The sequence below is a fragment of the Bacillus sp. XB1 genome, assembly GCF_053557995.1.
Genome location: NZ_JBNRIL010000001.1, coordinates 2,775,148 through 2,800,992, shown reverse-complemented (window position 1 = coordinate 2,800,992; position 25,845 = coordinate 2,775,148). Strand labels below are relative to the sequence as shown.

At 36.2% G+C, this 25,845-nt stretch carries 22 protein-coding genes and 1 riboswitch; of the genes, 14 read left to right on the top strand and 8 right to left on the bottom strand.

The genetic code is table 11. The features are described 5' to 3' along the window. Positions 1-41 precede the first annotated feature (41 nt). On the bottom strand, positions 42-1,466 hold the full coding sequence (locus ACK1U5_RS14360) for an amino acid permease (RefSeq protein WP_001186301.1): 1,425 nt from the start codon (positions 1,464-1,466) through the stop codon (positions 42-44). Between the two features lie 148 nt (positions 1,467-1,614). Beyond that, positions 1,615-1,796: riboswitch (Lysine riboswitch) on the bottom strand. A gap of 201 nt (positions 1,797-1,997) precedes the next feature. Here ACK1U5_RS14360 and racE point away from each other — a divergent pair. Next, positions 1,998-2,828, top strand: a complete 831-nt coding sequence (gene racE, locus ACK1U5_RS14355; protein ID WP_048567849.1) for a glutamate racemase — start codon at positions 1,998-2,000, stop codon at positions 2,826-2,828. 110 nt (positions 2,829-2,938) lie between these two features. Beyond that, a complete protein-coding gene (locus ACK1U5_RS14350) occupies positions 2,939-4,024 on the top strand; it encodes a DUF3626 domain-containing protein (protein WP_113710789.1) in 1,086 nt (361 codons plus the stop codon). Between the two features lie 79 nt (positions 4,025-4,103). On the opposite strand, the gene gapN is transcribed toward ACK1U5_RS14350, so the two are convergent. Next, complete coding sequence (gene gapN / locus ACK1U5_RS14345; RefSeq protein ID WP_000213634.1) at positions 4,104-5,543, bottom strand: NADP-dependent glyceraldehyde-3-phosphate dehydrogenase; 1,440 nt, start codon at positions 5,541-5,543, stop codon at positions 4,104-4,106. A gap of 596 nt (positions 5,544-6,139) precedes the next feature. Between gapN and ACK1U5_RS14340 the strand changes: the two genes are divergently transcribed. The 5 genes from ACK1U5_RS14340 (at position 6,140) to ACK1U5_RS14320 (ending at position 12,415) form a co-directional block, all read left to right on the top strand. After that, positions 6,140-7,900: an ABC transporter ATP-binding protein gene (locus tag ACK1U5_RS14340; RefSeq protein ID WP_000953785.1), complete on the top strand. Its 1,761-nt coding sequence runs from the start codon at positions 6,140-6,142 to the stop codon at positions 7,898-7,900. Further along, on the top strand, positions 7,897-9,897 hold the full coding sequence (locus ACK1U5_RS14335) for an ABC transporter ATP-binding protein (RefSeq protein WP_070757334.1): 2,001 nt from the start codon (positions 7,897-7,899) through the stop codon (positions 9,895-9,897). Before ACK1U5_RS14340 ends, ACK1U5_RS14335 begins: the two co-directional genes overlap by 4 nt. A gap of 272 nt (positions 9,898-10,169) precedes the next feature. After that, on the top strand, positions 10,170-10,967 hold the full coding sequence (locus tag ACK1U5_RS14330; protein WP_070757333.1) for an amino acid ABC transporter substrate-binding protein: 798 nt from the start codon (positions 10,170-10,172) through the stop codon (positions 10,965-10,967). After that, positions 10,954-11,652, top strand: coding sequence for an amino acid ABC transporter permease (locus ACK1U5_RS14325; RefSeq protein ID WP_000281499.1), 699 nt, complete (start codon positions 10,954-10,956; stop codon positions 11,650-11,652). The genes ACK1U5_RS14330 and ACK1U5_RS14325 overlap by 14 nt, the downstream gene beginning before the upstream one ends. Positions 11,653-11,680: 28 nt before the next feature. Continuing rightward, entirely contained in the window at positions 11,681-12,415 is a 735-nt protein-coding gene (locus ACK1U5_RS14320) for an amino acid ABC transporter ATP-binding protein (protein ID WP_000623610.1), read from the top strand. A gap of 51 nt (positions 12,416-12,466) precedes the next feature. Here ACK1U5_RS14320 and sasP read toward each other — a convergent pair whose 3' ends face one another. Beyond that, positions 12,467-12,670 (bottom strand): small acid-soluble spore protein, SasP family, encoded by a 204-nt coding sequence (gene sasP, locus ACK1U5_RS14315; protein WP_000013338.1) that lies wholly within the window; start codon positions 12,668-12,670, stop codon positions 12,467-12,469. Between the two features lie 457 nt (positions 12,671-13,127). Between sasP and ACK1U5_RS14310 the strand changes: the two genes are divergently transcribed. Continuing rightward, positions 13,128-13,373, top strand: a complete 246-nt coding sequence (locus ACK1U5_RS14310; protein WP_000510474.1) for a hypothetical protein — start codon at positions 13,128-13,130, stop codon at positions 13,371-13,373. Positions 13,374-13,392: 19 nt separating this feature from the next. On the opposite strand, the gene ACK1U5_RS14305 is transcribed toward ACK1U5_RS14310, so the two are convergent. Further along, on the bottom strand, positions 13,393-14,850 hold the full coding sequence (locus ACK1U5_RS14305; protein WP_070757330.1) for a YheC/YheD family endospore coat-associated protein: 1,458 nt from the start codon (positions 14,848-14,850) through the stop codon (positions 13,393-13,395). Positions 14,851-14,870: 20 nt separating this feature from the next. Continuing rightward, positions 14,871-15,923, bottom strand: a complete 1,053-nt coding sequence (locus ACK1U5_RS14300) for a YheC/YheD family endospore coat-associated protein (RefSeq protein WP_000242813.1) — start codon at positions 15,921-15,923, stop codon at positions 14,871-14,873. Between the two features lie 129 nt (positions 15,924-16,052). Between ACK1U5_RS14300 and ACK1U5_RS14295 the strand changes: the two genes are divergently transcribed. After that, entirely contained in the window at positions 16,053-17,189 is a 1,137-nt protein-coding gene (locus ACK1U5_RS14295; RefSeq protein WP_113710843.1) for a DUF445 domain-containing protein, read from the top strand. A gap of 142 nt (positions 17,190-17,331) precedes the next feature. Continuing rightward, a complete protein-coding gene (locus tag ACK1U5_RS14290; RefSeq protein WP_000164610.1) occupies positions 17,332-17,688 on the top strand; it encodes a YlbF/YmcA family competence regulator in 357 nt (118 codons plus the stop codon). Between the two features lie 126 nt (positions 17,689-17,814). Here the strand turns inward: ACK1U5_RS14290 and ACK1U5_RS14285 are convergent, their stop codons facing one another. Then, positions 17,815-18,420: an NDxxF motif lipoprotein gene (locus ACK1U5_RS14285; protein WP_113710788.1), complete on the bottom strand. Its 606-nt coding sequence runs from the start codon at positions 18,418-18,420 to the stop codon at positions 17,815-17,817. Positions 18,421-18,437: 17 nt separating this feature from the next. Further along, positions 18,438-18,998: an HAAS signaling domain-containing protein gene (locus tag ACK1U5_RS14280; RefSeq protein WP_016117262.1), complete on the bottom strand. Its 561-nt coding sequence runs from the start codon at positions 18,996-18,998 to the stop codon at positions 18,438-18,440. Between the two features lie 431 nt (positions 18,999-19,429). On the opposite strand from ACK1U5_RS14280, the gene alsS reads away from it, so the two are divergent. Together alsS and alsD are read left to right on the top strand one after the other, a co-directional pair. Then, the gene (alsS, locus tag ACK1U5_RS14275) at positions 19,430-21,118 is read left to right on the top strand and encodes an acetolactate synthase AlsS (RefSeq protein ID WP_000103546.1); all 1,689 of its coding nucleotides are present in this window, start codon (positions 19,430-19,432) and stop codon (positions 21,116-21,118) included. A 16-nt stretch (positions 21,119-21,134) separates the two neighbouring features. Further along, positions 21,135-21,893 carry an alpha-acetolactate decarboxylase gene (gene alsD / locus ACK1U5_RS14270; RefSeq protein ID WP_000215044.1) on the top strand — a complete coding sequence of 253 codons (759 nt, stop codon included), beginning with the start codon at positions 21,135-21,137 and terminating at the stop codon, positions 21,891-21,893. Between the two features lie 97 nt (positions 21,894-21,990). On the opposite strand, the gene ACK1U5_RS14265 is transcribed toward alsD, so the two are convergent. Further along, on the bottom strand, positions 21,991-22,608 hold the full coding sequence (locus tag ACK1U5_RS14265) for a DNA-3-methyladenine glycosylase (RefSeq protein ID WP_016109307.1): 618 nt from the start codon (positions 22,606-22,608) through the stop codon (positions 21,991-21,993). 134 nt (positions 22,609-22,742) lie between these two features. Here ACK1U5_RS14265 and ACK1U5_RS14260 point away from each other — a divergent pair, with 134 nt between their 5' ends. Both ACK1U5_RS14260 and ACK1U5_RS14255 read left to right on the top strand, forming a co-directional pair. Further along, complete coding sequence (locus ACK1U5_RS14260) at positions 22,743-23,615, top strand: Cof-type HAD-IIB family hydrolase (protein ID WP_000640419.1); 873 nt, start codon at positions 22,743-22,745, stop codon at positions 23,613-23,615. Between the two features lie 394 nt (positions 23,616-24,009). Next, the coding region (locus ACK1U5_RS14255) for an MSCRAMM family protein (protein WP_448814825.1) at positions 24,010-25,845 on the top strand (1,836 nt) is incomplete at its 3' end.

Here is a 25,845-nt window from a genome sequence, read left to right as displayed (position 1 = left end):
TATTATATATGTTTTACAAAAGAAAAAACGAGCAAATTGCGTTATGCAACTTGCCCGTTTTTCTTTTCGTTATTTTTTTTCTGATCACGATTCATTAATGGATAGAAAGCAAATCCAATTACGAATAAACCAATTCCGAGAAGGAACGTTTTTATATCGGATGCGCCAGTTTTAATAACCCATAGTGCGTAGCAAAGTGCGATAACTGCGACTATGCCATCTGTAATTCTTGCCCGCATTTCATTTTTATATGTTTCACCAGTTGCGACTAGTTTTAACTGGAAGATTGGTGAAACGAGATATGGAATGAGGTAGGCCAGTGTTGATACGGTAATAACGAATGTATAAGCTTCCGCAATGGTTCCTGATAATGTTGAGAATAGGAATACTTGCGACATAATGTTTGTTAATCGTAATGAGTAAATTGGACTTCCTTTTTTATTTGTTTTCGTGAAGAAGGAAGGGAAGAAACCTTCTTTTGCTGCTTGATAAGGTACTTCTGAGCTTAATAAAATCCAGCCTAAGATAGAACCGAACAGGGAAGTAAGAGCAAGTAATGCCATCAGTTTCCCGCCGCCGTGACCCATTGCAGCATTTAGTGCATCTGCTAATGGACGTTCAGAAGCTTGTAATTTATCAACGTGAAGTACACCCATTGTTAAAATTGTAATTCCTAGGTAAATCGCAACTGTAATAAGTAATCCCGCAACTGTTGCACGTTTTACCGTTTTTGGAGAAACAGCACGGTTTGATAAAAGAACGGCTGATTCAATTCCGATAAACGCCCAAAGCGTTGTAAGAGCAGCTAAATTTACTTGTGAAAGAAGACCATGTGATGCACCTGATTTATCAATCATCGGTGTGTACCATTGTCCAAACTTAGAAGCTTCGAATGCAAATAACGTAACGACGATGAATAAAAGGAATCCAGTTACTTTCGTTGTTGTTGCTAAGAAGTTTAGTTTTCCAGCTCCGCTTACACCGTTTGTTAATATAATATGAGTTCCCCAAAGTAAGATGGAACAAATCGTAAATGTAATTAGTTTTCCGACTTCTACGTTAAACGAGCCGATTGAAAATAGTAGTCGCGTATCTTTCATAATTGGGAAGAAGAGTGATAAATATCCCGCAAATGATGTAATGATGGCAACGTTACTTGCCCAGTTTGCAACCCAATATCCCCATACCATACTGAAGCCAGCCATTTTTTTCTTTTTTGGTGTTGAGAATAAAGCATATGCATGACTTTGTGGCCCTGTCGTTAAATCAGGACGACGAATTGCTAAATTACCGAAAACAAGAGCTAGCATTAAAACACCAAACCCTGTAGTTAACCAAGCTAAAGTGACACCGAGTGGGCTTGCTGTTTGTGCCAACGTACTTGGTACCATGAAAATACCAGCGCCAACCATGTTACCGACAACGAAAGCTGTTAGTACCCAAAAGCCCCATTTTTTTTGTTGCATAGAAAAATACCTCCAAAGTTAGTATAACCAAGTCAAGCGAGGAGATATGTATGTCTTCCTGAGTCAGGAAGAGAAGTCCCAAACAAAACAAAAAAAGCACGTAATCTGCCGCTACATGCTTTCTATCTTATAAGAAACCCACGACATACCTCTCGATAGCTCTCCACAAACGAAACGTTTGTGACAGTTCTGCACTTATTAAATGCAGACCCAGCAAGCGTGCATGGTGGACACGACTTACTTCGGCAACCATTCCTTTCTCATTCCTTCATCAATGCCACTACATCTCCTGAAATGATACTCTTAATGACTGCAACCTCTACCTCACCGAGATACGAATGAGGATTTAAATATTAAATTAACGTATTTAAGAGTAACAAATGAATTTTTATACGTCAATGGATATAGTAATAATCAGATTATAGAGAACAGTTTGTGATTAAAAGTAAGAGGGATTGTTATGTGATATTTGAATTTTCGTAATATAATACATGTTATTAGCGCTAGATGATTGAAAAGGGGATGAAGTATATGTCTGTATGTCATAAACATTCAGTAATAGGTGTGCTAGATTCGGGTGTTGGGGGATTAACAGTTGCGAGCGAAATTATAAGACAATTGCCTAAAGAAAGCATTTATTATATTGGTGATAATAAGCGTTGTCCGTATGGGCCAAGAAGTGTAGAGGAGGTGCAATCTTTCGTATTTGAAATGGTTGAGTTCCTCAAACAGTTTCCATTAAAAGCGCTAGTCGTAGCATGTAATACTGCTGCAGCTGCTGCATTGAATGCGCTACAAGAAGCACTTTCCATTCCAGTTATTGGCGTTATACATCCAGGAGCAAGAGCGGCAATTAAAGTTACAAAGAAAGGGGAAATCGGGGTAATTGGAACTGTAGGTACGATAAAATCTAATATGTATGAAAAAGCATTACACGAGCTGGATACATATTTGGAAGTGCATAGCTATGCTTGCCCGACTTTAGCCACAGTTGTAGAAAATCAATTAGAAGATACAGCATATGTCACGCAGCAAGTGAAACAAGCTTTACTTCCATTAACGAAAGAAGATATAGATACGTTAATTCTTGGATGTACGCATTATCCACTTTTAGAGTCCTATATAAAAAAGGAACTAGGAGAAGACATAACGATTATTAGTTCTGCAGAAGAAACAGCGATAGAGTTAAGTACCATTTTACAGCATAAAGGAATTTTGTCTGACAATCTGAATCTGAAGCATCGCTTTTTTACAACGGGATCTGTTTTATCATTTGAACATATTGCTGAGCGATGGCTAGGGTATCAAATTTCTGTAGAATGTGTACATTTGCCTATGAAAAATGCGTGTATATATAATTAAGATTTAGTAAATTACTTTTTTAAATAAATGAGGTTCGTTTCATAAGAAGGAAAGAATAAGCTTTTAATTGAAGTGTTTAAGGGCAGTTCAATTAAAGGGGAGATTGGATTATGGAATTATTAAGATCTCAATTATTTGCTTTAGAGTATATTTCAAAATATGCAGAGAACAAAAAACGTGGGGCTAAAGCAACGATTAATCATATACTTAAAATGTCTAATATTACAGATGAAATATTTGAAGAAGCTGTCGCTAATTTAAAATCTCATGCAAGGATTGCTTTACACTTTCATCCAGACAGACTAGATTCGAATATGAAAAGTGTTGCTGAAGCACTGTTTGAGCAAGGAGTATATAAAAGTCAGTTTGAAACATTGCTATCTAATGGAAGCGTATCTGCTTACCCTGGTGGTGAACGTGACCTTTGGGAAAAGAGAATATTTGGAGGAGCATATCAATTAGAAGGCGTAACGAATGATCAACGGCCAAAATATGGAGCGCTAAATTTAATGTTACATCCAGATGGGCCGGCTCCGCGTTTTGGTTCATGTTATTTTCTCTTATCTCCAAAAGTTTCTTCGCGCTCTACATATACGTATTTAGATTCGCATCAAGATCCGAAAGAAAAGGGGACTTATGAGGAGTTTGATATGATTTTAGCTGCTCTTTTGGAAGAGACATTTGTAGGAGATTTTGCAATTGGTGAAGGGAATTTGACTCCAACAATATTAATTAATCATTTACTGGCTAACCTGAAAAGGCCGTTTATAGATTTAGTAAGCAAAGAGCCAGCCCGTAATCTTAATCATTATATCGAAGCGCAAATTCATGGAGAGATTTCTCTTAAAGAAGACGTAGAGGTGCTTGTTGCAGATCCTTCATTTAAGGGTACGGATGTAGGAAGAGTTTTAGAAGAAATTTGCCTGAAGTATGCGATTGATTTGTATTGGCACATCGGTTTTGTACTTGCGGTAGACGAAGTTCCGATGGATTTTAGAGGTTCAAAAATGCCATCTTTAGCAAGACGCATTGCACGGAATCATTGCATCGATGCAAATATAATTGGCTCTGCTGTAGTGGATTTGAAACGCAATCCATTATCTTGGAGTGATCGTGGAACTTATGAAGAAGTGCTTCAGGAATTAAAATTATTATGGCATGTTTTAGTTCGATTTGGAAAACCAAATCGGAAGTAGAACGAAATACTCCGTTTTTCGGAAGTATTTATATAGAAAAGAAGCTGATCTAAAAATAGATCAGCTTCTTTTTATAAGATTAAACTAAGTTTAATACAGTTACTTTTTCACGTGTCATAGACTCAAGGCTCTTACGAATACCTTGTGCGCCCATACCTGAACCTTTTACACCGATGAATGGGAAGTGGTCAGGGCCGCGCTCTGTGCGTCCGTTAATTTGTACAGAACCAGTTTCGATTTTGTTAGCAATTGCAAATGCTTTGTTAATGTCTTTAGTGAAGACACTTGCTTGCAGACCGAACTCTGATTTGTTAGCAATTTCAATTGCTTGTTCATCTGAAGAAACACGGATGATTGGAAGGATTGGGCCGAATGGCTCTTCCCAAGCAACTTTCATCTCTTCTGTTACGTGATCGATTAATGTTGGGTAAATTAAGTTACGCTCACGTTTGTTACCGATAACGATTGTAGCACCTTTTTCTACAGCGTCGTCAACTAAACCTTGAACGAAGTCAGCAGACTTGTCGTCAATTAATGGAACGATTGTGCTGTCTTGTTCTGGAGATCCAACTGATAGTTCAGCTACTTGCGCTTTTAATAAGCTAACAAGCTCGTCCGCTACGTTTTCGTGTACAAGTACACGTTTAATAGCTGTACAACGTTGACCAGAGTAAGAGAATGCACCGCTTACGATATGGTTTGCAGCATCTTGTAAGTCAGCATCTTCACGAACGATACCAGGATCTTTACCACCAAGTTCTAATACAAGTGGAATCATTGAAGCTTTTTTCGCTAAATGTTTACCTGTGTTTGTACCACCTGTGAACGATACCATATTGATGCCTTCGTGCTCTACTAAGTAGTCACCAATTACAGAACCGCGTCCTGTAGCTACGTTTACAAGACCTTTTGGAAGGCCAGCTTTGTGAAGTGCTTCAACCATTTTAATACCACTAATTGCACCTTGAGTTGCTGGTTTGAAAATAACAGCGTTACCCATAATTAATGCTGGTGCAAGTTTTGCAGCAGATAAGTTTACTGGGTAGTTAAATGGTGCGATTGCTAATACAACACCAAGTGGTGCGCGTTGGATAATCGCAAGTTTAGATTTTGTACCGCCCGGGAAGCTATCGCCCATCATGCTTTCTCCGTGCATATGTAAAGCTTCTTCGATCGTGTAACGAATGAAGTCAGCTGTACGAACAACTTCTTTCTTCGCATCTTTATATCCTTTACCGACTTCTTTCATAATGATATCGGCAATTTCATCCTGCATATTTACGAGCTCATCAGCCCATTTATATAAGTATTTTGCGCGATCTTGTAGGGAAGCTTCAGCCCATGATTTTTGAGCTTCTTTTGCAGATGCAATTGCTTCATCCACTTCTCCGCGAGTAATTGCTTGTACTTGTCCAATTACTTCGTGTAAGTATGGAGATGGAATTTCGATTGTTTCTCCTGAAGAGCTTTCTCTCCATTCTCCATTTAAATAAAATTTGTACGTATTGCTAGTTGTCATGATTAGTCCTCCTAAAATAGCAACTTGTAAGAGTGAGTATAAGGTGATTGTAGGGGGTTTGATAACATTTTTCAAATGAAATGTTTGTGAAAACGATTTCTTATTCTTTTTTTATTTTGTATACCCTTTCTTACAGAACATTCCTTTATTTCAGAATGATGTAGCGTATATTTTCATGCGGTTTGTGAAAAAATAATTGACAGAATACTCAATAAAGTTGTAAGATTATAAATGGAAAATAAATGAAGGGGGTGTGCGTAATGATTGTAATCGTAAATGTAATGGGCTTAGCTCTGTTAAATGGCAGAAAACATTCATATCATTACGCAACCCGTACGGATATATAGGGCATCTTTGTCTTATAAAAAGCGTACGTTGCGTATATCGTAACGTACGCTTTTTATGCATTCCTGTGCATATCGTCAAGCGGCGGTATGCTTTTTTTTGTTTATTTTCCCTTGTTTAGTTCCGATAAAAAACTTTGGAAGGTGGAAAAATGTGATGAGATTGTATGGGTTACGAAATGTAAATGTGATGGGTCTGGATAGTGGATAAAGAAATGAGAGGTAAACGAGAACGAGAAGGGAGAGGTTACATTGTTATCAGTATTACTAAAGTTAAAATGGTTTTTTAGGGAGCACTGGAAGAGATATAGTATTGCCATTGGAGCTCTTTTAATTGTGAATATAGTTGAAGTTATTCCCCCGAAAGTGTTAGGGGTTACGATAGATAATATAAAAACAGGAACGTTATCGAACGAAGCAATTATGCAATCTATTCTTATTTTAATAGGGGTTACAATCGTTGGGTATGGTCTTACTTTCGTATGGCAACATCAATTGTTTGGAGGTGCATTTGTACTTGAGAAAACGATGCGCTCTAAATTTATGGGGCATTTACTTAAGATGACGCCGACTTTTTATCAAAAAAATCGTACTGGCGACTTAATGGCGAGGGCAACGAATGATTTAAAAGCAATCGCTATGACAGCTGGTTTTGGTATATTAACACTTGTGGATTCTAGTTTATACATGCTTACGATCGTTTTTATGATGGGATTTACAATTAGTTGGGAGCTTACATTTGCAGCGCTTATTCCGCTTCCAATTATGGCGTATGCGATGAATATATATGGAAAGAAATTGCATGAAAGATTTACCGTTGCGCAAGATGCGTTTGGTGATATGAACGATAAAGTGCTTGAATCAATCGCTGGTGTGCGTGTTATTCGTGCATACGTACAAGAGAATGCAGATGAGGAAAGATTTCATCACTTAGGAGATGACGTCTACGAAAAAAATATGAAAGTAGCGAGAATTGACGCATTATTCCAACCAACCGTGAAAATGCTTGTTGGCCTTAGTTATTTAATCGGTTTAGTGTACGGGGCATATCTTGTATTTCAATCAAAGGTAACACTTGGTGAACTTGTTTCATTTAACGTGTATTTAGGGATGATGATTTGGCCGATGTTTGCAATTGGTGAATTAATTAATGTTATGCAAAGAGGAAATGCTTCGCTTGACCGTGTGAATGAAACGTTAGCGTATGAACCAGATGTAAAGGATCCGAAACATCCAAAGCTTGTGCAAGAGCCGGATTATATTCAGTTTGATGACGTTACCTTTTCATATCCTTCATCAACTGAAACAAATTTAAAAAAGGTTTCGTTTACCTTAAAACAAGGGGAGACGCTTGGGGTTGTCGGAAAAACAGGAAGCGGGAAAACGACGCTTGTACGTCAGCTTCTTCGTCAATATCCACTTGGAGATGGAGATATTGCAGTTTCTGATGTGACATTAGATAAAATGACGAATGAAAATGTACTCGGCTGGATTGGTTATGTACCGCAGGAGCATATTTTGTTCTCAAAAACAGCGCGAGAAAATATTTTATTCGGAAATAGGGAAGCGACTGAAGAAGAACTAGAGAAAGCAATTGAAATTGCTGCGTTTAAAAAGGATTTAGAGTTTTTACCAGAAGGGTTAGAAACGCTCGTTGGAGAGAAAGGTGTTTCTTTATCAGGAGGGCAAAAACAAAGGATCTCGATTGCAAGAGCTGTTATTCAAAATCCAGAAATTTTAATTTTGGACGATTCTTTATCAGCTGTAGATGCTCGTACGGAAGCAGCGATCATTGAAAATATAAGAACGGAAAGAAGCGGAAAGACGACGATTATTACGACGCATCGTTTATCAGCAGTGCAACATGCGGATTGGATTCTCGTTATGGATGAAGGCGCAGTTATAGAAGAAGGTACGCATGCTCAGCTTATCCAAAAGGGAGGCTGGTATGCCGAACAGTTTGAAAGACAACAAGGTGAAAGTGAAAGTGCGGATAGTGGGGTGAAAATATGAGCGTTTCAAAACGATTGTTTCAATACGCGATGAAAGTGAAAGGGACGATTTTTGCTGCGATGTTAATGTTATTTATTTTCGTCATCGCAGAGCTTGCTGGTCCTTTCGTCGCTAAAACGATGATTGACGATCATATCGTCGGGATAGAGAAACCTTGGTATGAAACAGAACAGAGTGAAGATGCTGTTTCGTATAATGGGGCTTTTTATAAGCGAAGTGATCGCTTTGAACAAGGCGAGAAAAAAGGAAAAGAAGTACGCGTGATGCAAGTCGGTTTTCAATATTATTTTGTACCGAATAAAGTAAATGTAGAAGGATCACGTACTGTAAAAGGGGATATGATTACCGTTCAAAATGGTAAGGCGGTGCAAGTTTATAAAGCGAAAGCATTAACAAAGGAAGAAGTATTTGCATTTTATAAGCCAGAAATAAACCGTCTATTATTACTTGGTGGTGGCTATTTTGCTTTATTAGTAGTCGTATCATTATTTGCATACGGAAAGCAGTTCTTCTTGCAAAAGGCAGCGAACAAAATTATTCAAATTATGAGGGAAGATGTGTTTTCTCATATTCAAACGTTGCCGATTCGTTATTTCGATCATTTACCAGCAGGGAAAATTGTATCGCGTGTCACGAATGATACGGAAGCCATTCGTGATTTATATGTAACGGTACTTGCGACATTCGTCTCTAGTATCATCTATATTATAGGGATATTTGCGGCATTATTTTTACTCGATGTAAAATTGGCAACGATATGTTTACTCATTATCCCGATATTAATCGTTTGGGCAATTCTTTATAGAAAATACGCGTCTGTATACAATCATAAAATGCGCTCTCGTTTATCTGATATTAACGGAACAGTAAATGAATCCATTCAAGGGATGCCAATTATTCAAGCGTTCCGTCAAGAGCGTGAAACGAAAAAAGAGTTTGAAGAATTAAATGGCGATTATTTTAAGTATCAAAATAAAATTTTGAATTTAAATGCAGCAACTTCACACAATTTGGTATCCGTATTAAGAAATATCGCTTTCACAGGTGTGATTTGGTATTTCGGTGGCGCTTCATTAAGTGCTACAGGCGTCATTTCTCTAGGGATACTGTATGCGTTCGTTGATTATTTAACACGATTGTTCTCACCGATTACAAATATGGTGAATCAGCTTGCTAACTTAGAACAATCGCGTGTTGCATCAGAGCGTGTTTTTGAATTGTTAGAGGAAAAAGGAGAAGCAGTAGAAGAAGAGCGTATGCCTCGCTTACAAGGAAATGTGAAGTTTGATAATGTATCGTTTTCTTATAATGGGAAAGATGAAGTGTTAAAAAATATTTCTTTTGAAGCGAAACAAGGGGAGACCGTGGCACTTGTCGGTCATACTGGATCAGGAAAAAGTTCTATTATGAACGTACTCTTTCAGTTTTACGAGTTTGAAAAAGGAAAGCTTACGATTGATGGTCATGATGTAAAAGAGATGCCGAAACAAGCAACTCGTGAACATATGGGAATTGTACTGCAAGATCCGTTTTTATTTAGCGGAACAGTAGCATCTAATGTAAGTTTAGAAAATGAAAAAATTTCAAAAGAGCGCATCGTAAAAGCATTGCGTGATGTTGGTGCTGAAAGATTTGCGAACAATATAAATGAAGAAATTACGGAGAAAGGAAGTACTCTTTCAACCGGAGAACGTCAGCTTATATCGTTTGCTAGGGCGCTCGCTTTTGACCCAGCCATTTTAATTTTAGATGAAGCGACATCTAGTATCGATACAGAAACAGAGGCGATGATTCAACAAGCGCTAGAAGTTGTGAAAAAAGGAAGAACGACATTTATTATCGCTCACCGACTTTCAACAATTAAAAGCGCAGATCAAATTATTGTGCTTGATAGAGGAACCATTTTAGAAAAAGGGTCTCATGATGAGCTAATGAAAAAGCGCGGGCGTTATTATGATATGTACAAAACGCAAATGGAAGGGAACCAGAGCGCTTAATAGGTAAGGTGGAGAACTTGTGATTTTCACAAGTTCTTTTTTTAGTGAATCAGGGCAGTTAAATAAGAAGTATTATTTTACCTTTCGTACAATAAATGCTATATTAAAAAATGTTACTTATTTTTTGTATGTAGCATTATTTTTCCCTTTTGTTTGATTATGAAGAAAAAGGATAAACTAAATAAGAACATTTTCATTGAAAAATTGTTCAAGATTGCATACAATCAATATAGTTTTTAAATTCCTATCAGAATACTTGGAGGATTACTATCATGAAGAAATTATTTTCAGTGCTTGCAGTAACTACATTAGCGATCGGGATTGTAGCCGGCTGCGGTAAAGAAGAGAAAAAAGATACAGCTAGTCAAGACGCGTTACAAAAGATAAAACAAAGCGGTGAACTTGTAATTGGAACAGAAGGTACATACGCACCGTTCACATTCCATGATTCAAGCAATAAATTAACTGGATTTGACGTTGAACTATCAGAAGAAGTTGCAAAACGTTTAGGTGTAAAACCTGTATTTAAAGAAACACAATGGGATAGCTTACTTGCTGGTTTAGATGCAAAACGTTTTGATATGGTTGCAAACGAAGTTGGTATTCGTGAAGATCGTCAAAAGAAATACGATTTCTCTAAACCATACATTTCATCTTCAGCGGCATTAGTTATTGCAAAAGATAAAGATAAGCCTGCTACATTTGCTGATGTAAAAGGTTTAAAAGGAGCACAATCTTTAACGAGTAACTATGCAGATATTGCTAAGAAAAACGGTGCGGAAATTATTGGGGTAGAAGGATTTAGCCAAGCGGCAGAATTATTAGCTTCAGGACGCGTTGATTTTACAATTAATGATAAGTTATCAGTATTAAATTATTTAGAAACGAAAAAAGATGCAAAAATTAAAATTGTAGATACTGAAAAAGAAGCTTCAGAAAGTGGATTCTTATTCCGTAAAGGTAGCACTAAGCTTGTACAAGAAGTAGATAAAGCGTTAGAAGATATGAAAAAAGACGGTACGTATGACAAAATAACGAAAAAATGGTTCGGTGAAAATGTATCTAAGTAGTGCATTAGTTTCAGATCGATTGTCTACTTGGATAGATATTATGCAGACTTCCTTCATGCCTATGCTGAAGGAAGCTGTTTTTACAACAATTCCATTAACGCTTATTACATTTATTATCGGGATTATACTGGCAACGTTAACAGCGCTCGCACGTATTTCTGGTAGTCGTATTTTACAATGGATTGCTCGTATCTATGTATCTATCATTCGCGGAACGCCACTTCTTGTACAGCTATTTATTATTTTCTATGGTCTTCCAACTCTTAATATTGAAGTTGAGCCATATACAGCAGCAGTTGTTGGATTTTCATTAAATGTCGGTGCATATGCATCTGAAATTATTCGTGCTTCTATCCTTTCCATTCCGAAAGGGCAGTGGGAAGCAGCTTATACAATTGGGATGACATATCCACAAGCATTAAAACGTGTTATTTTACCACAAGCAACGCGCGTATCAATCCCGCCGCTTTCGAATACATTTATTAGCTTAGTGAAAGATACTTCGTTAGCATCGTTAATTTTAGTAACAGAAATGTTCCGAAAAGCGCAGGAAATTGCGGCGATGAACTACGAGTTTTTAATTGTTTATTTTGAAGCAGGTCTTATTTATTGGGTTATTTGTTTCTTATTATCAATCGTACAACAGATGTTAGAAAAGCGTTCAGAACGCTACACATTAAAATAATCCTTTTACAAAAGGAGTTTTTGTTTTTATGATTTCAATTCAGCATTTACAAAAAAGTTTCGGAGATAATACCGTACTAAAGCATATAGATTTAACAGTTGAGAAGGGCGAGGTTGTTGTTATTATTGGGCCGTCTGGATCTGGTAAAACGACATTCTTACGTTGTCTCAATGTATTAGAAACACCAAACGCTGGTAATATTCGTATCGGTAATAAAGAGCTTAACTTCTCTCAAAAAGTAACGAAGAAAGATATTGTTAATCTTCGTACGCAAACAGGTATGGTATTCCAGCACCATAATTTATTCCCGCATTTAACAGCACTTCAAAATGTAATGGAAGGGCTCGTTACAGTGAAAAAGATGGGGAAAGAAGAAGCGAAGAAAAAAGCAAACTATTTCCTTGAAAAGGTTGGTCTTGCGGATAAAGTAGACTTATATCCGTTCCAATTATCAGGCGGACAACAACAGCGCGTTGGAATTGCGCGTGCGCTTGCGATGGAGCCGGAAGTGTTACTATTTGATGAGCCGACATCAGCGCTTGATCCTGAACTCGTTCAAGAAGTTCTGAAAGTAATGAAAGAACTTGCTAAAGAAGGCATGACGATGGTTATTGTAACGCACGAAATGCGTTTTGCACATCAAATTGCGAACCGTGTTATTTTCATGGATGGTGGTGTCGTTGTCGAACAAGGTACACCAGAAGAAGTATTTACAAATCCAAAAGAAGAACGTACGAAGAAGTTTTTACAAATGTTGCAATAAATTAAGGAAGGTCTCAAGGCATATGCCTTGAGACCTTTTTGCCATATATATTTATTTGTGGAATCCGCCAAGGCTTTGCTCAGCCATTGCAACTAGACGTTTTGTGATTTCTCCACCAACTGAACCGTTAGCGCGAGCCGTAGAATCTGCTCCTAATTGTACACCAAATTCTTGAGCGATTTCGTACTTCATTTGATCGATTGCAGCTGTTGCACCTGGTACTACTAATTGATTTGAAGAATTTTGGTTTGCCATAGGAATATATCCTCCTTAGAGTTATAAAAGTTTTTTTGGTTGGACTAGCTGGAGTTGAACCAGATTATCGCCCCGATTGGCGCTAATCCATCGGTAATTAAGTTTGTACTCATAGTATGGATGTTACCTAGAAAGATATACAAAATAATAATTTGTAAATTTTGTCAAAAAAACTTATTGATTTCGTAAATTATGAAATAAGAGTAATCGTTGTATTTTTAAGAAAACAGGCCAAACTAAGGAGGATATTAAATATAATTTTCTCATTGTAGCCTGCTACTTGTAGGCTAATTATTAGCTTCTTATTTATGATTTATTGAAATAAAAATGAAATCGGTAGCAACTTTATAGTTCTATTTTTAAGTAGGGATGGAGTGGGCACTCCTATGTCTGGATAGGTTGCTCTCTTCACTCTAAAAAAGAGAGGCTTTAAACGATAAAGTATGGAGGAATCATGATGGGGATTTGCCCGCTTTGCAACGCATTAGAATCACAAACATATTCTTGTCAAAATTGCCAAAGTATACTCCAAGATTATGGGAAGTCTGTAGATTATATAGACGATTATAGTGCCTATATGGATCAAGAATTATTAAGTGCAGTAGATGGTTTAACGCATAATAATTCAAATGAATATTGCAATCATATTTTTTATTGCGGAGTATGTAATGTGGAAACTGAGGTTGTAGTAAAACTTGTGTAAATAGAAAACTTCCACCTTATTATCTAGGTGGAAGTTTTTGTTTTTGCATTTGTGAGTGAATCATAGGAGAAGGGATACATTCGGTGTTTGATGAAGTCCCGGATTTTATTTGGGACATTTTTTCTTTTGTATCACGTAAAGAATGTTCAGTTAAGTAGATGGCATATTCGTAAAATAACTGGCGTGTCAGTTCACTTTGTTCTTTTAATTTGGCATCTTGGAATACAGTTCGCCCAGGTTTAGAGTTGGCTTCAAATAACCACGGATTTTCCTTTGTGTCTAAACCGATATCGAAACCAATCTCACCGATGTTTCCAGTTACTTGCTCGTCGAGTGCATAACTTATTTGCAGAGCTGTTTGTTTTAATTTATTTTCAATTTGAACTTGCTTCGTTGAATCTGGAAAAAGCTCTTGTAGCAATTTTGTATTACCGCCGCTATTTACATGCGTTGTTAAACTGCCTTTGCCGGCGATTTTGGCGACGATTGCACTAACTATCCAATTACCGAAATGATTTTTATTTGTATGAATGCGGAAATCAACAGGTTGACCATCAAAGCGAAGTAACGAAATACCTTGCTGTACGATAAACTTTTTTAAATCATGCCCTTTTAGTACATGGTTTAGAAGAGTTTCTAATGATTGATACTTTCTCAGTTTGTTTTCTTCATTTTCGCGATAACGACAGTAGTAGCAATTTTCTGTTTGAGAATAAAATATTTGATGAATATTTCTACCAAAGCTCCCGTGTATTGGTTTCATGTACACTGATTTATATGTGCCAAGAAACCGTTCTACTTGTTCGAAATGCTGAAATGCTTCTGTATTTGGTAATAAGGGTTTAATTGATTCTTCTTTCATAAGAAGTTGATGAACTTCCCATTTATTGAAAAACCCTGGGTTAAACCATGGAATGGAGTAGTCTTGTTCTAATTTTCTTTTTGCTCTGACAATTGGTTTGTAATTTTCCGCTTGTCGATTCGGTAGTCGATCGTAAATGACGTTTGGTAAAGGAACCTTTTTCTTTATCCATTGTTTCTCTCGAAAGAAATATCCTTCAATTGTTTCTTCTTCCCAGTTTATATGTTGAACGCCAAAGACGAATACGAACGGTCGTAATGAGAATGGTGGTGTTAACAACTCACTGAGAGCAATTGAACGATTTCCTAAAGGATTAGAAGAATCATCGTTAAAGCCAGTTGTGAAAATGCCGATCAATGGTCCGAAAATAATCGTTTGGTTTTGTGTGAATGCATGAATAGTAGTTGATTGAGGCAGTAAAAGTTTTTCGGCAATATGCTTTCCGATAATAATTTCGCGAGTAAAGGAATAATGAATTTTTACTTCTTCACTTGCTATATGACGTATGCCGAAGGAGAGGGATGTAATAGGTGGTGTAATAGAAAAAACGTAAGGTAAAGTAATGCTATTTGGATGTTCATCTGAAATATTTAATGTATATATATGTTCTTTCAAAATAGGTTTACCTCCTTTCATTATGGTGTAAAGCGACTGAATTTAAGTGGTCCGTGAAATATCTTTTCAGCTAATGAATCACTATGACGAATGTATTGTTCGTAAGGAGGGATCGTGTTGACATACATAAGCCAGATTGCACCTTTTTGATCCATAATTGTGGAAAGTTCTAGTTCAAATAACGAAGAATAAGACTGATCTAGTGTTTGGAATACTTCATTTATAATATCGTGTAAAGCGTCGTGCAATAGTTGCACACCTGTACTAGATAGTACGTATTTAATTTTTGAAAATGAATGTAATGAATCATCGTCCGTTGTTGAGGGTAAAAGCTGATTAGGAAATGAGCTTTTTTGTATAAATTGACCGATAACATTCCAAGTTTGTTCTTTGTTTTTTTGCAAAATGGTTCGAATGTGCAGTGGATATGTTAATTGATTTGGTGGTTGTAGCATAGTGTGCGCTATGTAACGTGATGAACGTATGTTAGATTTACACCAAGATATAAATTCGTCTGTGCGTTTGATTGGAATAGAAGTATGGTATTTTTCATTTACTGTATCGATCTGAAACGTTTTATTTTTGTAAGCGACTCGATATAAGTTATCTTTAGAATGTATATTAGTGGGGCGTATAATAATATCTTTAGTTTTTAACAACAGTTTGAAAATGTTTTGTATCGTCGCAATTTCAAATTTTGGTATATAAGGAGACAGTTTTTTATTAGTGAGAAATAAATCATGTAGTTCACTTGAATTAATAAGTGTGTTATTTAAAAAGGTAGTGGAAGGACGATTGTGCAAAGAGTGAATAATTGATTTTACTTTTTCAAAGTCTGTTTCCTCTTGAAAAGAATAACGATCATATATATAAGAAGGAATAGGGAATGTTTGCTTTTTCCATTTTCCTGTATCTGTATCGTAAATAAGACCAGAAACAAGGTCTGTTTTAGGATCAATACAAAATGGCGTAAACTGGGCAACGACATTATGATAAAGCCGAGCGCGTTTAGCGATTTCGGTGTAATACGTTTGCTCATAATGAAGTTTAGAAGTTAAAAGGCCGAGAACCAACGAAATCACTCCTTTACTACTATTTGCATAATAGGCGAAGCTATATATTGCAAATACGTTTTTATACCATTATACTTTTGTCCGTATGATGATATGCTATAGTTTTGGAGAAGTGAAAGGTTGATTGTAATGAATATATGGTTAAATATGTTAACGACGACAGGACTCGGAGCAATTATTGGAGGATATACGAATCATTTAGCGATAAAAATGTTATTTCGCCCTCATCGTCCTATTTATATCGGAAAGTTTCAAGTTCCATTTACACCAGGGTTAATTCCGAAGCGGCGTGATGAACTTGCTGTTCAATTAGGAAAAATGGTTGTAGAACATTTGTTAACACCAGAAGGAATCGGAAAAAAGCTAACAAATGAAGAGTTTCAAAAAGGTTTAATTCACTGGGCGCAAGTGGAAGTGGATAAAGTAATTACGAATGAACAATCACTGCGATATATGTTAGAAAAATGGAATGTAGCACATGTAGAAGAAGAAGCAACTCGAAAAATCGAACATGTGATTACAGAAAAAATTCATGCATTTTTAGCAGAGTATTATACATATACATGGGAACAGGCTTTACCTCATTCTGTACATGAAAAGATAGAGAATGCGATTCCGAATGCCTCGGCGTTTATTTTAGAGCGAGGAATTAGCTTTTTTGAAAGTGAAGAAGGGAAAGCTCGTTTTTCAAAAATGATTGATGATTTCTTTGCTTCTCGCGGAACGCTACTTAACTTAGTTGGGATGTTTTTAGGAAATGTAAGTGTTGTGGATCGTGTGCAGCCAGAAGTTATTAAGTTTTTAGGGCAAGATGCTACAAAGCAGCTTTTAACTGACGTACTGCAAAAAGAGTGGGAAAAGTTAAAAGGAAGAGATGTAAAAGAATTAGAAGCATTTGTAGAGAAAGAAATGATTGTAAGCTCCGTGCTGTCAGCAGTTAAAGTAGAGGAAACAGTGAGTAAGTTTTTAAATCAATCTGTTCAGCAAGTATGTGAACCAGTTCGAGAAACAATTATTGAAAAAGTGGTTCCAAGTGCAGTAACGAAAGGCTTAAAGTGGGGAACAGAAAATGTAGAGAGTATACTAAACAATCTACACCTTGCGGAAATTGTCCAGCAAGAAGTGTCTACATTCTCAACAGAAAGATTAGAAGACTTAGTTCTGTCTATTACGAAAAACGAATTAAAAATGATTACGTATTTAGGAGCGTTATTAGGCGGAATGATCGGGCTCGTACAAGGATTGTTACTATTGTTTCTTAGATAATAAGGTGAGTACATAGAAATAAAAGTGAAATTTCTTCACATCTCTTGCATAGTTTGATATGGTAAGAAGAGGTGCGTATGTAAATGCACTGAAAAGGCAGTGCGTATGAAAAGCGCTAGCCTTCTAAAGGAGGAAAAATAAAATGACAAAGAACATTCATGATGTTGCATATGAATTACAAAAAGCAATCGCTGAAAACGATGACTTCAAAACTTTAAAAGAGAGCTACGCAGCAGTTCAAGCTGACACAGCTTCAAAGAACTTATTCGATGAGTTCCGTACAATGCAACTTAGCCTACAACAAAAAATGATGCAAGGCCAAGAAATCACTGAAGAAGACAACCAACAAGCACAAGAAGTTGTAGCTCGCATTCAACAAGATGCTAAAATTACAAAATTAATGGAAACTGAGCAACGCCTAAACGTTGTAATCGGTGACGTTAACAAAATTATCATGAAGCCACTTGAAGAATTATATAGCGCGCAACAACAAGCGTAATAGTGGAAGACGCTCCTAGGGGAGCGTCTTTTTTGTTTAGGGAATTTAATAGTTATATCACAAAAACTCCCTTTCAAAATAGCCATTTCTTATTGATTATTTTGAAAGGGATATGTAACACATCGGTTAAATTTTTTTATTGCTGTTAATTGAAGTTTTAATATTTTTTTCGTTCAAAAACTTTTCAATCTCTTTTTGTTTCCTCCCATTTATTTTCTCAAGGCGTTTCGTAAAAGAAAAATTCGCCTTGAATAAGTTACCATCTTGGGCGAGTTTGTCTAACTCTTGATCTAGTTCTACTGAAAGTGCTGTAGACGATGAAATAAATTCATAGATTTCTTTTGAAGGCTTTTTGTAATCATCAGGGATTGTATTGTTACTAATAAAATTATGGAAGTTTGCATCATTTTGCTTCGCTAACTCTATTAGTTTTTGTAATTTTTCTCGGTCAGATTCAGTGAAATTCTTATCAGAATTTGTTGAAGCGAGAGGAATTATATTTTCAGATAACTCCCAACTATAATCTATATAATTTTTTATATTTTGTCTCATTTCGTCTTCACTAATATTTTCATTTTTCTTTGAGGAACTAAATATATTTTCTGGAACTTTAATAGCAACATCTTTGATAGATTGTACATCATTTTTTTCCTTAGGCTGTACACTGTTTGAACAAGCTGATAGAAATAACATTGTAAGTAACATGAATGGGTATAAAATATAATTTTTCATCTTAATCTCCTTTTGCATTAGTGTCGTTGCAAAATAGCTACATTCCATTTCAAATACTTAACTAAAGCTACGTATAGATGTTTTATTATTTGATAACATATGACTGATATTAGTAAGCCGATGCAAAAAGCTATGAATACATTGTAAACATCGGAATAACTGATTTGGTGAAACCCTTTAAAGAATCCTAACCCTATTAATAAGATAGGTGAAATAATTAATAACGGTGTAGCAATTATAAGTGCTAGAAGAAGCGGTAATAGAAAGAGTAATACGAAAAAGGCGATAATGATAAATATAAAGTTTAAAAGACTTAAGCTCATAACAGAAAACAGTGCTGTCATAATGTTTTTTAGGCTGCGCCTATTGTCAGCGTTGCTTATTGCATATGAAACGTTAAGTTCTTTAGCGATAGTTTTAGGGTTTCCTAGCTTTTTAGAAATTTCCTCTTCAGATATTCCATCTTGTTTACCACTAATAAAATGAGTTTCGTACTCCGAGATAATATCCTCCTTTTCTAAATTAGGCATATTCTGCAGAGAGGAACTAAGTTGTTCCAAAAATTCATTTTTGTTCATAACAATCACTTTCCTTTATAGAATGATGAATTACAGTTGAGAATCTTATCTTCTTTCTAAACAGCACAATCTGTATCTACCTTTTGAAGGGTATATATAAATTATAAAAAGGATTCCAAATAATGGTTATTCCATTATTTACAAATATATCACTTGCTATTATTCTTTGCAAGGTACTATAAATTTGTTAATAATGTGAATAGGTGGAAGTATTTTTGTACATTTTTAGAAGAGATATAAAAATGTTATTTTAAGATAAACAAAAGGTTGTAAGCGCATTCTTTAAATCTTGTCAAAATAATATCGAATTCATATTGTTGGAAAAATAATGCATTTGTAATATAATGATAAATGATACTTCACCACATTAATTAACTAGGTGAAATTAAAAATCTTTATTACACAAATTATGAAACAAAGGAATGATTAGTTTGAGTACAGGTGTAAAAGTAAACGACGTGAAGACAAAAACAAAAGGAGCAGATCTTGTTGTTGATTGTTTAATTAAACAAGGTGTTACACATGTTTTCGGTATTCCAGGAGCAAAGATTGACTCTGTATTTGATGTATTGCAAGAAAGAGGACCAGAGTTAATTGTTTGTCGTCATGAACAAAATGCAGCATTTATGGCAGCTGCTATTGGTAGATTAACAGGAAAACCGGGCGTATGTCTTGTAACTTCAGGACCAGGGACATCAAATTTAGCGACAGGTCTTGTTACTGCGAATGCGGAGAGTGATCCCGTTGTTGCTTTAGCTGGTGCAGTACCGCGTACGGATCGATTAAAACGTACGCATCAATCTATGGATAATGCTGCACTATTCGAACCAATCACAAAATATAGCGTAGAAGTAGAGCATCCTGATAATGTGCCAGAAGCACTTAGTAATGCATTTCGAAGTGCGACTTCCACAAATCCGGGAGCTACTTTAGTAAGTCTTCCGCAAGACGTTATGACTGCGGAAACAACTGTAGAGTCTATCGGTGCGCTTTCTAAGCCACAGCTTGGAATCGCTCCCACAAATGATATTACATATGTAGTAGAAAAAATAAAATCAGCGAAATTACCAGTTATTTTACTCGGTATGAGAGCGAGCACAAATGAAGTGACGAAAGCTGTTCGTAAATTAATTGCGGATACAGAACTTCCTGTCGTTGAAACATATCAAGCAGCTGGTGCGATTTCACGTGAGTTAGAAGATCATTTCTTCGGCCGCGTTGGATTATTCCGTAACCAACCAGGTGATATTTTACTAGAAGAAGCAGACCTTGTTATTTCTATCGGTTATGATCCAATCGAGTATGATCCAAAGTTCTGGAATAAACTTGGCGACAGAACGATTATTCATCTTGACGACCATCAAGCAGATATTGATCATGATTACCAACCAGAGCGTGAATTAATTGGTGATATTGCCTTAACGGTAAATAGCATCGCAGAAAAGTTACCGAAACTTGTGTTAAGTACGAAATCAGAAGCGGTATTAGAACGATTACGCGCAAAATTATCAGAACAAGCAGAAGTTCCAAATCGTCCTGCAGAAGGTGTTACGCATCCACTTCAAGTGATTCGTACACTTCGTTCTTTAATTAGTGACGATACAACTGTTACATGTGACATCGGTTCCCATTCTATTTGGATGGCGAGATGTTTCCGTTCTTATGAACCACGTAGATTATTATTTAGTAACGGCATGCAAACGTTAGGTGTTGCACTTCCTTGGGCAATCGCAGCGACTTTAGTAGAACCAGGTAAAAAAGTAGTTTCCGTATCAGGTGACGGTGGTTTCTTATTCTCAGCGATGGAGTTAGAAACGGCGGTACGTTTAAATTCTCCAATCGTCCATCTTGTTTGGAGAGACGGCACATATGATATGGTTGCATTCCAACAAATGATGAAATACGGCAGAACATCAGCTACAGAGTTTGGCGATGTTGATCTTGTTAAATATGCGGAAAGTTTCGGGGCGTTAGGTCTTCGTGTTAACACGCCTGATGAATTAGAAGGTGTATTAAAAGAAGCATTAGCAGCAGACGGTCCTGTCATTATTGATATTCCAATCGACTACCGTGATAACATTAAATTAAGCGAAAAATTATTACCAAACCAATTAAACTAATGGAGGCAGATTTGAGATGACTGTTGCGCAATTAATCGATATTGATGCAAAAAGAACGAAAACGAGTAATGAAGTATATCAAACATCTACAATGCTTGCGCTATTAGATGGTATATATGATGGTGTGATTAGCTTTGAGGAATTGAAAGAACGTGGTGATTTCGGCATCGGCACATTTGATCAATTAGATGGTGAAATGATTGCATTTGATAACGAATTTTATCATTTACGTTCAGACGGTTCAGCAGAAAAAGTAGAGCCAGAAGAAACAACACCGTTTGCGACTGTAACGTTTTTTGAAAAAGAAATGAGTTATACGGTAGAGCGTCCGATGAATCGTGAAGAAGTTGAAGCGTTATTACATGAATTAATGCCAAGTAAAAACTTATTTTACGCTATTCGAATGGACGGTACGTTCCGTGAAGTAAGAACGAGAACTGTTCCAAGACAAGAAAAACCGTATACACCACTCGTTGAAGTGACGAAATCGCAACCAATCTTTTCGTTTGAAAATACAGAAGGTACGCTTGCTGGATTTTGGACACCAGATTACGCACAAGGTATTGGGGTAGCTGGATTCCACTTACATTACATTGATGATGAAAGAAGCGGAGGCGGACATGTTTTCGACTATGTTGTAGAAAACTGCACGATCCAAATTTGTCAAAAAGCTCATATGCATTTAGCACTTCCAGAAACAGCAGATTTTATGGCGGCTGAATTATCAAGAGAAAATTTAGAGGATAATATTGCAACTGCGGAAGGTGCAGAGTAAAAGGGAGAGACTGTTCCATTTTGGAACAGTCTTCTTTTATTCGTAATGTTATTATTTGTCGATAAATCGATATTTCTTGTCGAGCCGTTGATATCGCTTATTTCTTTGAAACAAACGGATGCCCCTCATAATAAAAACGCCACGGATAATGTACAGCTTCTTCTGCATAGTCGATGTTAATACGAGGTCCCGCTGTTATTTTATATTGTGATGATATGTGTTCTTCTTTTGGAACTAATTCAATATGTAACGTATCACTTTGTAACGATACACCGCGTTCTTCTAAAGTAATTCCGAGGGCACGGCATAGTTTGCCAGGACCGTTCGTTAAATTTTTGTACTGCGCTTTTGTAATTTCGGTCTTATTGTAGCGCGCTAGTTTTATTTCTTCTATTCCATCTACCGGCTCAAGGGCTCGAATGAGAACACCTTGCGGGGTGCCTACTGGCGCTGTAATAACGTTAAAGCAATGATACATACCGTAAATCAAATATACGTAAGCATGCCCTGGTGCACCAAACATAACTTCTGTGCGATCTGTCCGTCTGCCTCCGTAACTATGTGCTGCCTTATCATCTGGGCCTTTATATGCTTCTACTTCTACAATGATTCCGCTTCGCTTTATTCCGTCTACAATATGAACAAGTTTTTGTCCGAGTAATTTTTTTGCGACTTCTAACGTATCGCCTTCATAAAAAGAAGGAGGTGCCTGCATTGTACTATCTCCTTTGCTAAGTGTATATGTATATAGTAAACCAAATTTTCAGTAGTAATTCTAACTCGTTCTATTTATCGGGTTTATTTCATAAATTATGGATAGAGTACAACAGCGAAGAGGGGGAGTGCGACATGATTTATCGCTTACTAGCTCTTAATATAGATGGGACACTACTATACAACAATGGAAAAATTGCAAAAGGATTACGAGAAACAATTGAATTTGTGAAAAGAAAAGATGTATACGTTACGTTATTTACGAGTCGTAATTTTCAATCCGCTCATAAAGTAGCAAAGGCGTTAAAATTAGATTCTATATTAGTGACACATGGTGGTGCTTTCGTTTCAGCAACGTTAGATAAGCCGTACGTTCAAAGAAGATTGTCTGAAGAGAAGACTTTTAACATTGTGCAAGTGTTAGAGCACTTTGATTGTAACGTACGTATTTCTCATGAACGGTTTTCAATAGGAAATCGTGAGAGAAATACACCAAACTTAATTGCGCGCACTGTATTATCAAGCGCAGATCCGTTATTTTATCCAGTTCAATTTGTAGATTCGTTAGGTGACGCGCTTCGTGACCATCCGGTAGCAGCGCCAAAAATTGATGTTCTTTTCCAAAGTAAAGGTGAAAAAGAAAGAGGACTGAACACATTAAGAAAAGCGTTCCAAGATGTAGAGTATGTTGAATGTGATTCAAAACGAATAGAAATTTTACCGCAAAATGTATCAAAGTTACGTGGATTACAATTGCTTGGAGAGCATTTAAATATTTCGCTAAATGAAATGGTTGCGATTGGAGATAGTATGGAAGATTTAGAGGTTATTGAAAACGTGGGACTTGGGGTAGCGATGGGGAACGCGCCTGTAGAATTAAAGCAAGCAGCAGATTGGATTACACGTTCAAATAGCGAAAACGGTGTAGAGTATATGATTAAAGAGCATTTCCGTAAGCAATTCCCGCTTCCGTTTTTGAAGAATCATAAAAATACACCGAAACGATGAAAGAAAAACGTAGCTTTTTGGCTACGTTTTTTTGTTTATCTTATTAAAAGCAGTGAAAGCGTTTTAAAATATGAATTGTGTATGAAATCTATACAATTCACTTGAATCCTTTAGAAAACTAATGTAAAGTGGATGATGTTGCCAAAATAGTTACACCACATGAAATATTCTTCAGATTAATTTTATTGGGCTCCCATATGTAAAAGTATTTCCGCATGACAGTTTAGTTCACGTATTATTTCAAAAATGAATTGTAGCAATCTTATTAAGTAGTTGTAGTGTTTCTTTGTTTTATTTAAATGGATTATTTTAAGTTAATGTGAGTAAGGTTTGGTACATATGATATGTACTTCTTTTTGTGGTTTTAGGAAGTTTAAAAGGGGGAATGAATTTCTTGAGGAAATCATTTAATCAAAAAATTAAAAAGTTAAGTAGTAGTTTAATAGTTGTATTACTAATATGTATGAATTTTTTAATCCACTTACCATTTAAAGCAGAGGCAGCTACAACAGAATTAAAAGGTTTAGGTGATGTATCTTATTACAATGCCATCATTTTTGGAGATCATAGTGCAACGAGTGCGGATATTGAAGGTGCGATGGCTGTTCAGAAAAATATGAACGCATCAAGTTATACAGTCGTAGCGGCTGCAACTGGAGCAAATAACTTAGCTGGAGCAACTTGGGTAGATGAAGGATATCCATCATTATTACTAGGCGGTCAATTTACGAAAGCGGGAGCAGGACAAGTAATTATTCAAGATGGAACAGTGGCGATGACAAAAGACGGTGACCCAGATGGCGCAATGAAAACATCATATGACCGTATCTCTTATAAAGAGCAAGCGGAGATTGATGCTAAGTTTAAAGAATTTAGAAAAGACGTTGATGGTGTAATCGGGGATGCAAGTAAACTACAGACTGATAAGCCAAAACCTAATATGAGCTTTGGCATCGGTGAAGATGTAAATAACCCTAATATTTATGTCTCTTCAGGCCAAACTGGAAAGAAAACATTTGATGTAAAAGACGTTTTTCTTCCGAATGTAGAGAATAAAGACTTTATTGTTATTTATTCAGATGCAGAAGAAGTGAGTTTTGGTGGCGGTGCAATTTTGTATGATACAAGAAATACTGGGATGGCGACGGATTTAATTAATACATCTCAAGCATACGATCCTAATTCATCTTTTACTGAGTTAGCTAGTAAGGTAATTTGGGTATTTCCTAATGCTACAAAGATAACAACTAAAGGTTATGGTGTAGTAGGTAGTGTGTTTGCACCTAATGCAGTTGTAGAAACAAAAGGTGGTTCTATTAATGGACAAGCCTATGTTGGAGGATTACACCAAAGAGATGGTTTTGAGGTTCATAACTTTAAATTTAACTGGCCAAAGTGGAATAAGCCAGCAACTGAAAAAGGACATTTACAAATTAAAAAAGTTGATGAAAACGATGAAAACATTGTTTTAAAAGACGCAAAATTTGATGTTATAGACAAAGATAATAACGTTGTGGCTACTGTTACAACAAACGAAAAGGGTATTGCGGAAGTTAAAGATTTACCACTTGGTGACTATTTTGTAAAAGAAATAAATGCACCAGAAGGATATATAAAAGTTGATACACCAGTCAAAGTAACAATTGATAATACAAACGTAATTGAACTTGTTATGAAGAATACGAGAAAAGTAGAGAATGGCCAATTTAAATTATTGAAAAAAGATAGTGAATCTGGTCAACTTCTACCAGGTGCAAAATTTGATGTTATCGATAAAGATGGGAAAGTTGTGGAAACAATTGTTACAGATGATAAAGGTGAAGCCTTATCGAAACAACTTCCAGTTGGAAGCTATACATTAAAAGAAGTAGAAGCACCGAAAGGATATGAATTATCATCTAGTTCAGTTTCTGTTGATGTAGAGGCTAATAAAGTAGTGACTGTAGATGTGGTGAATAAAAAGATCTCCGAAAAAGTAACGGGTCAATTTGAAATCGTGAAAGTAGATGCGGAAGATAAAACGAAAGTATTATCAGATGCAGAATTCGAAGTGTATAAAGATGGTAAAAAAGTAGATACGTTACGAACAGATAAAACAGGTAAAGTAATTTCTCAGAAATTAGAGCCAGGAACATACACATTAAAAGAAACGAAAGCACCACAAGGATATAAGTTGTTAAAAGAAGAAATTGAAGTCGTTGTGGAAGCAAACAAAGTAGTAGAAGTACAA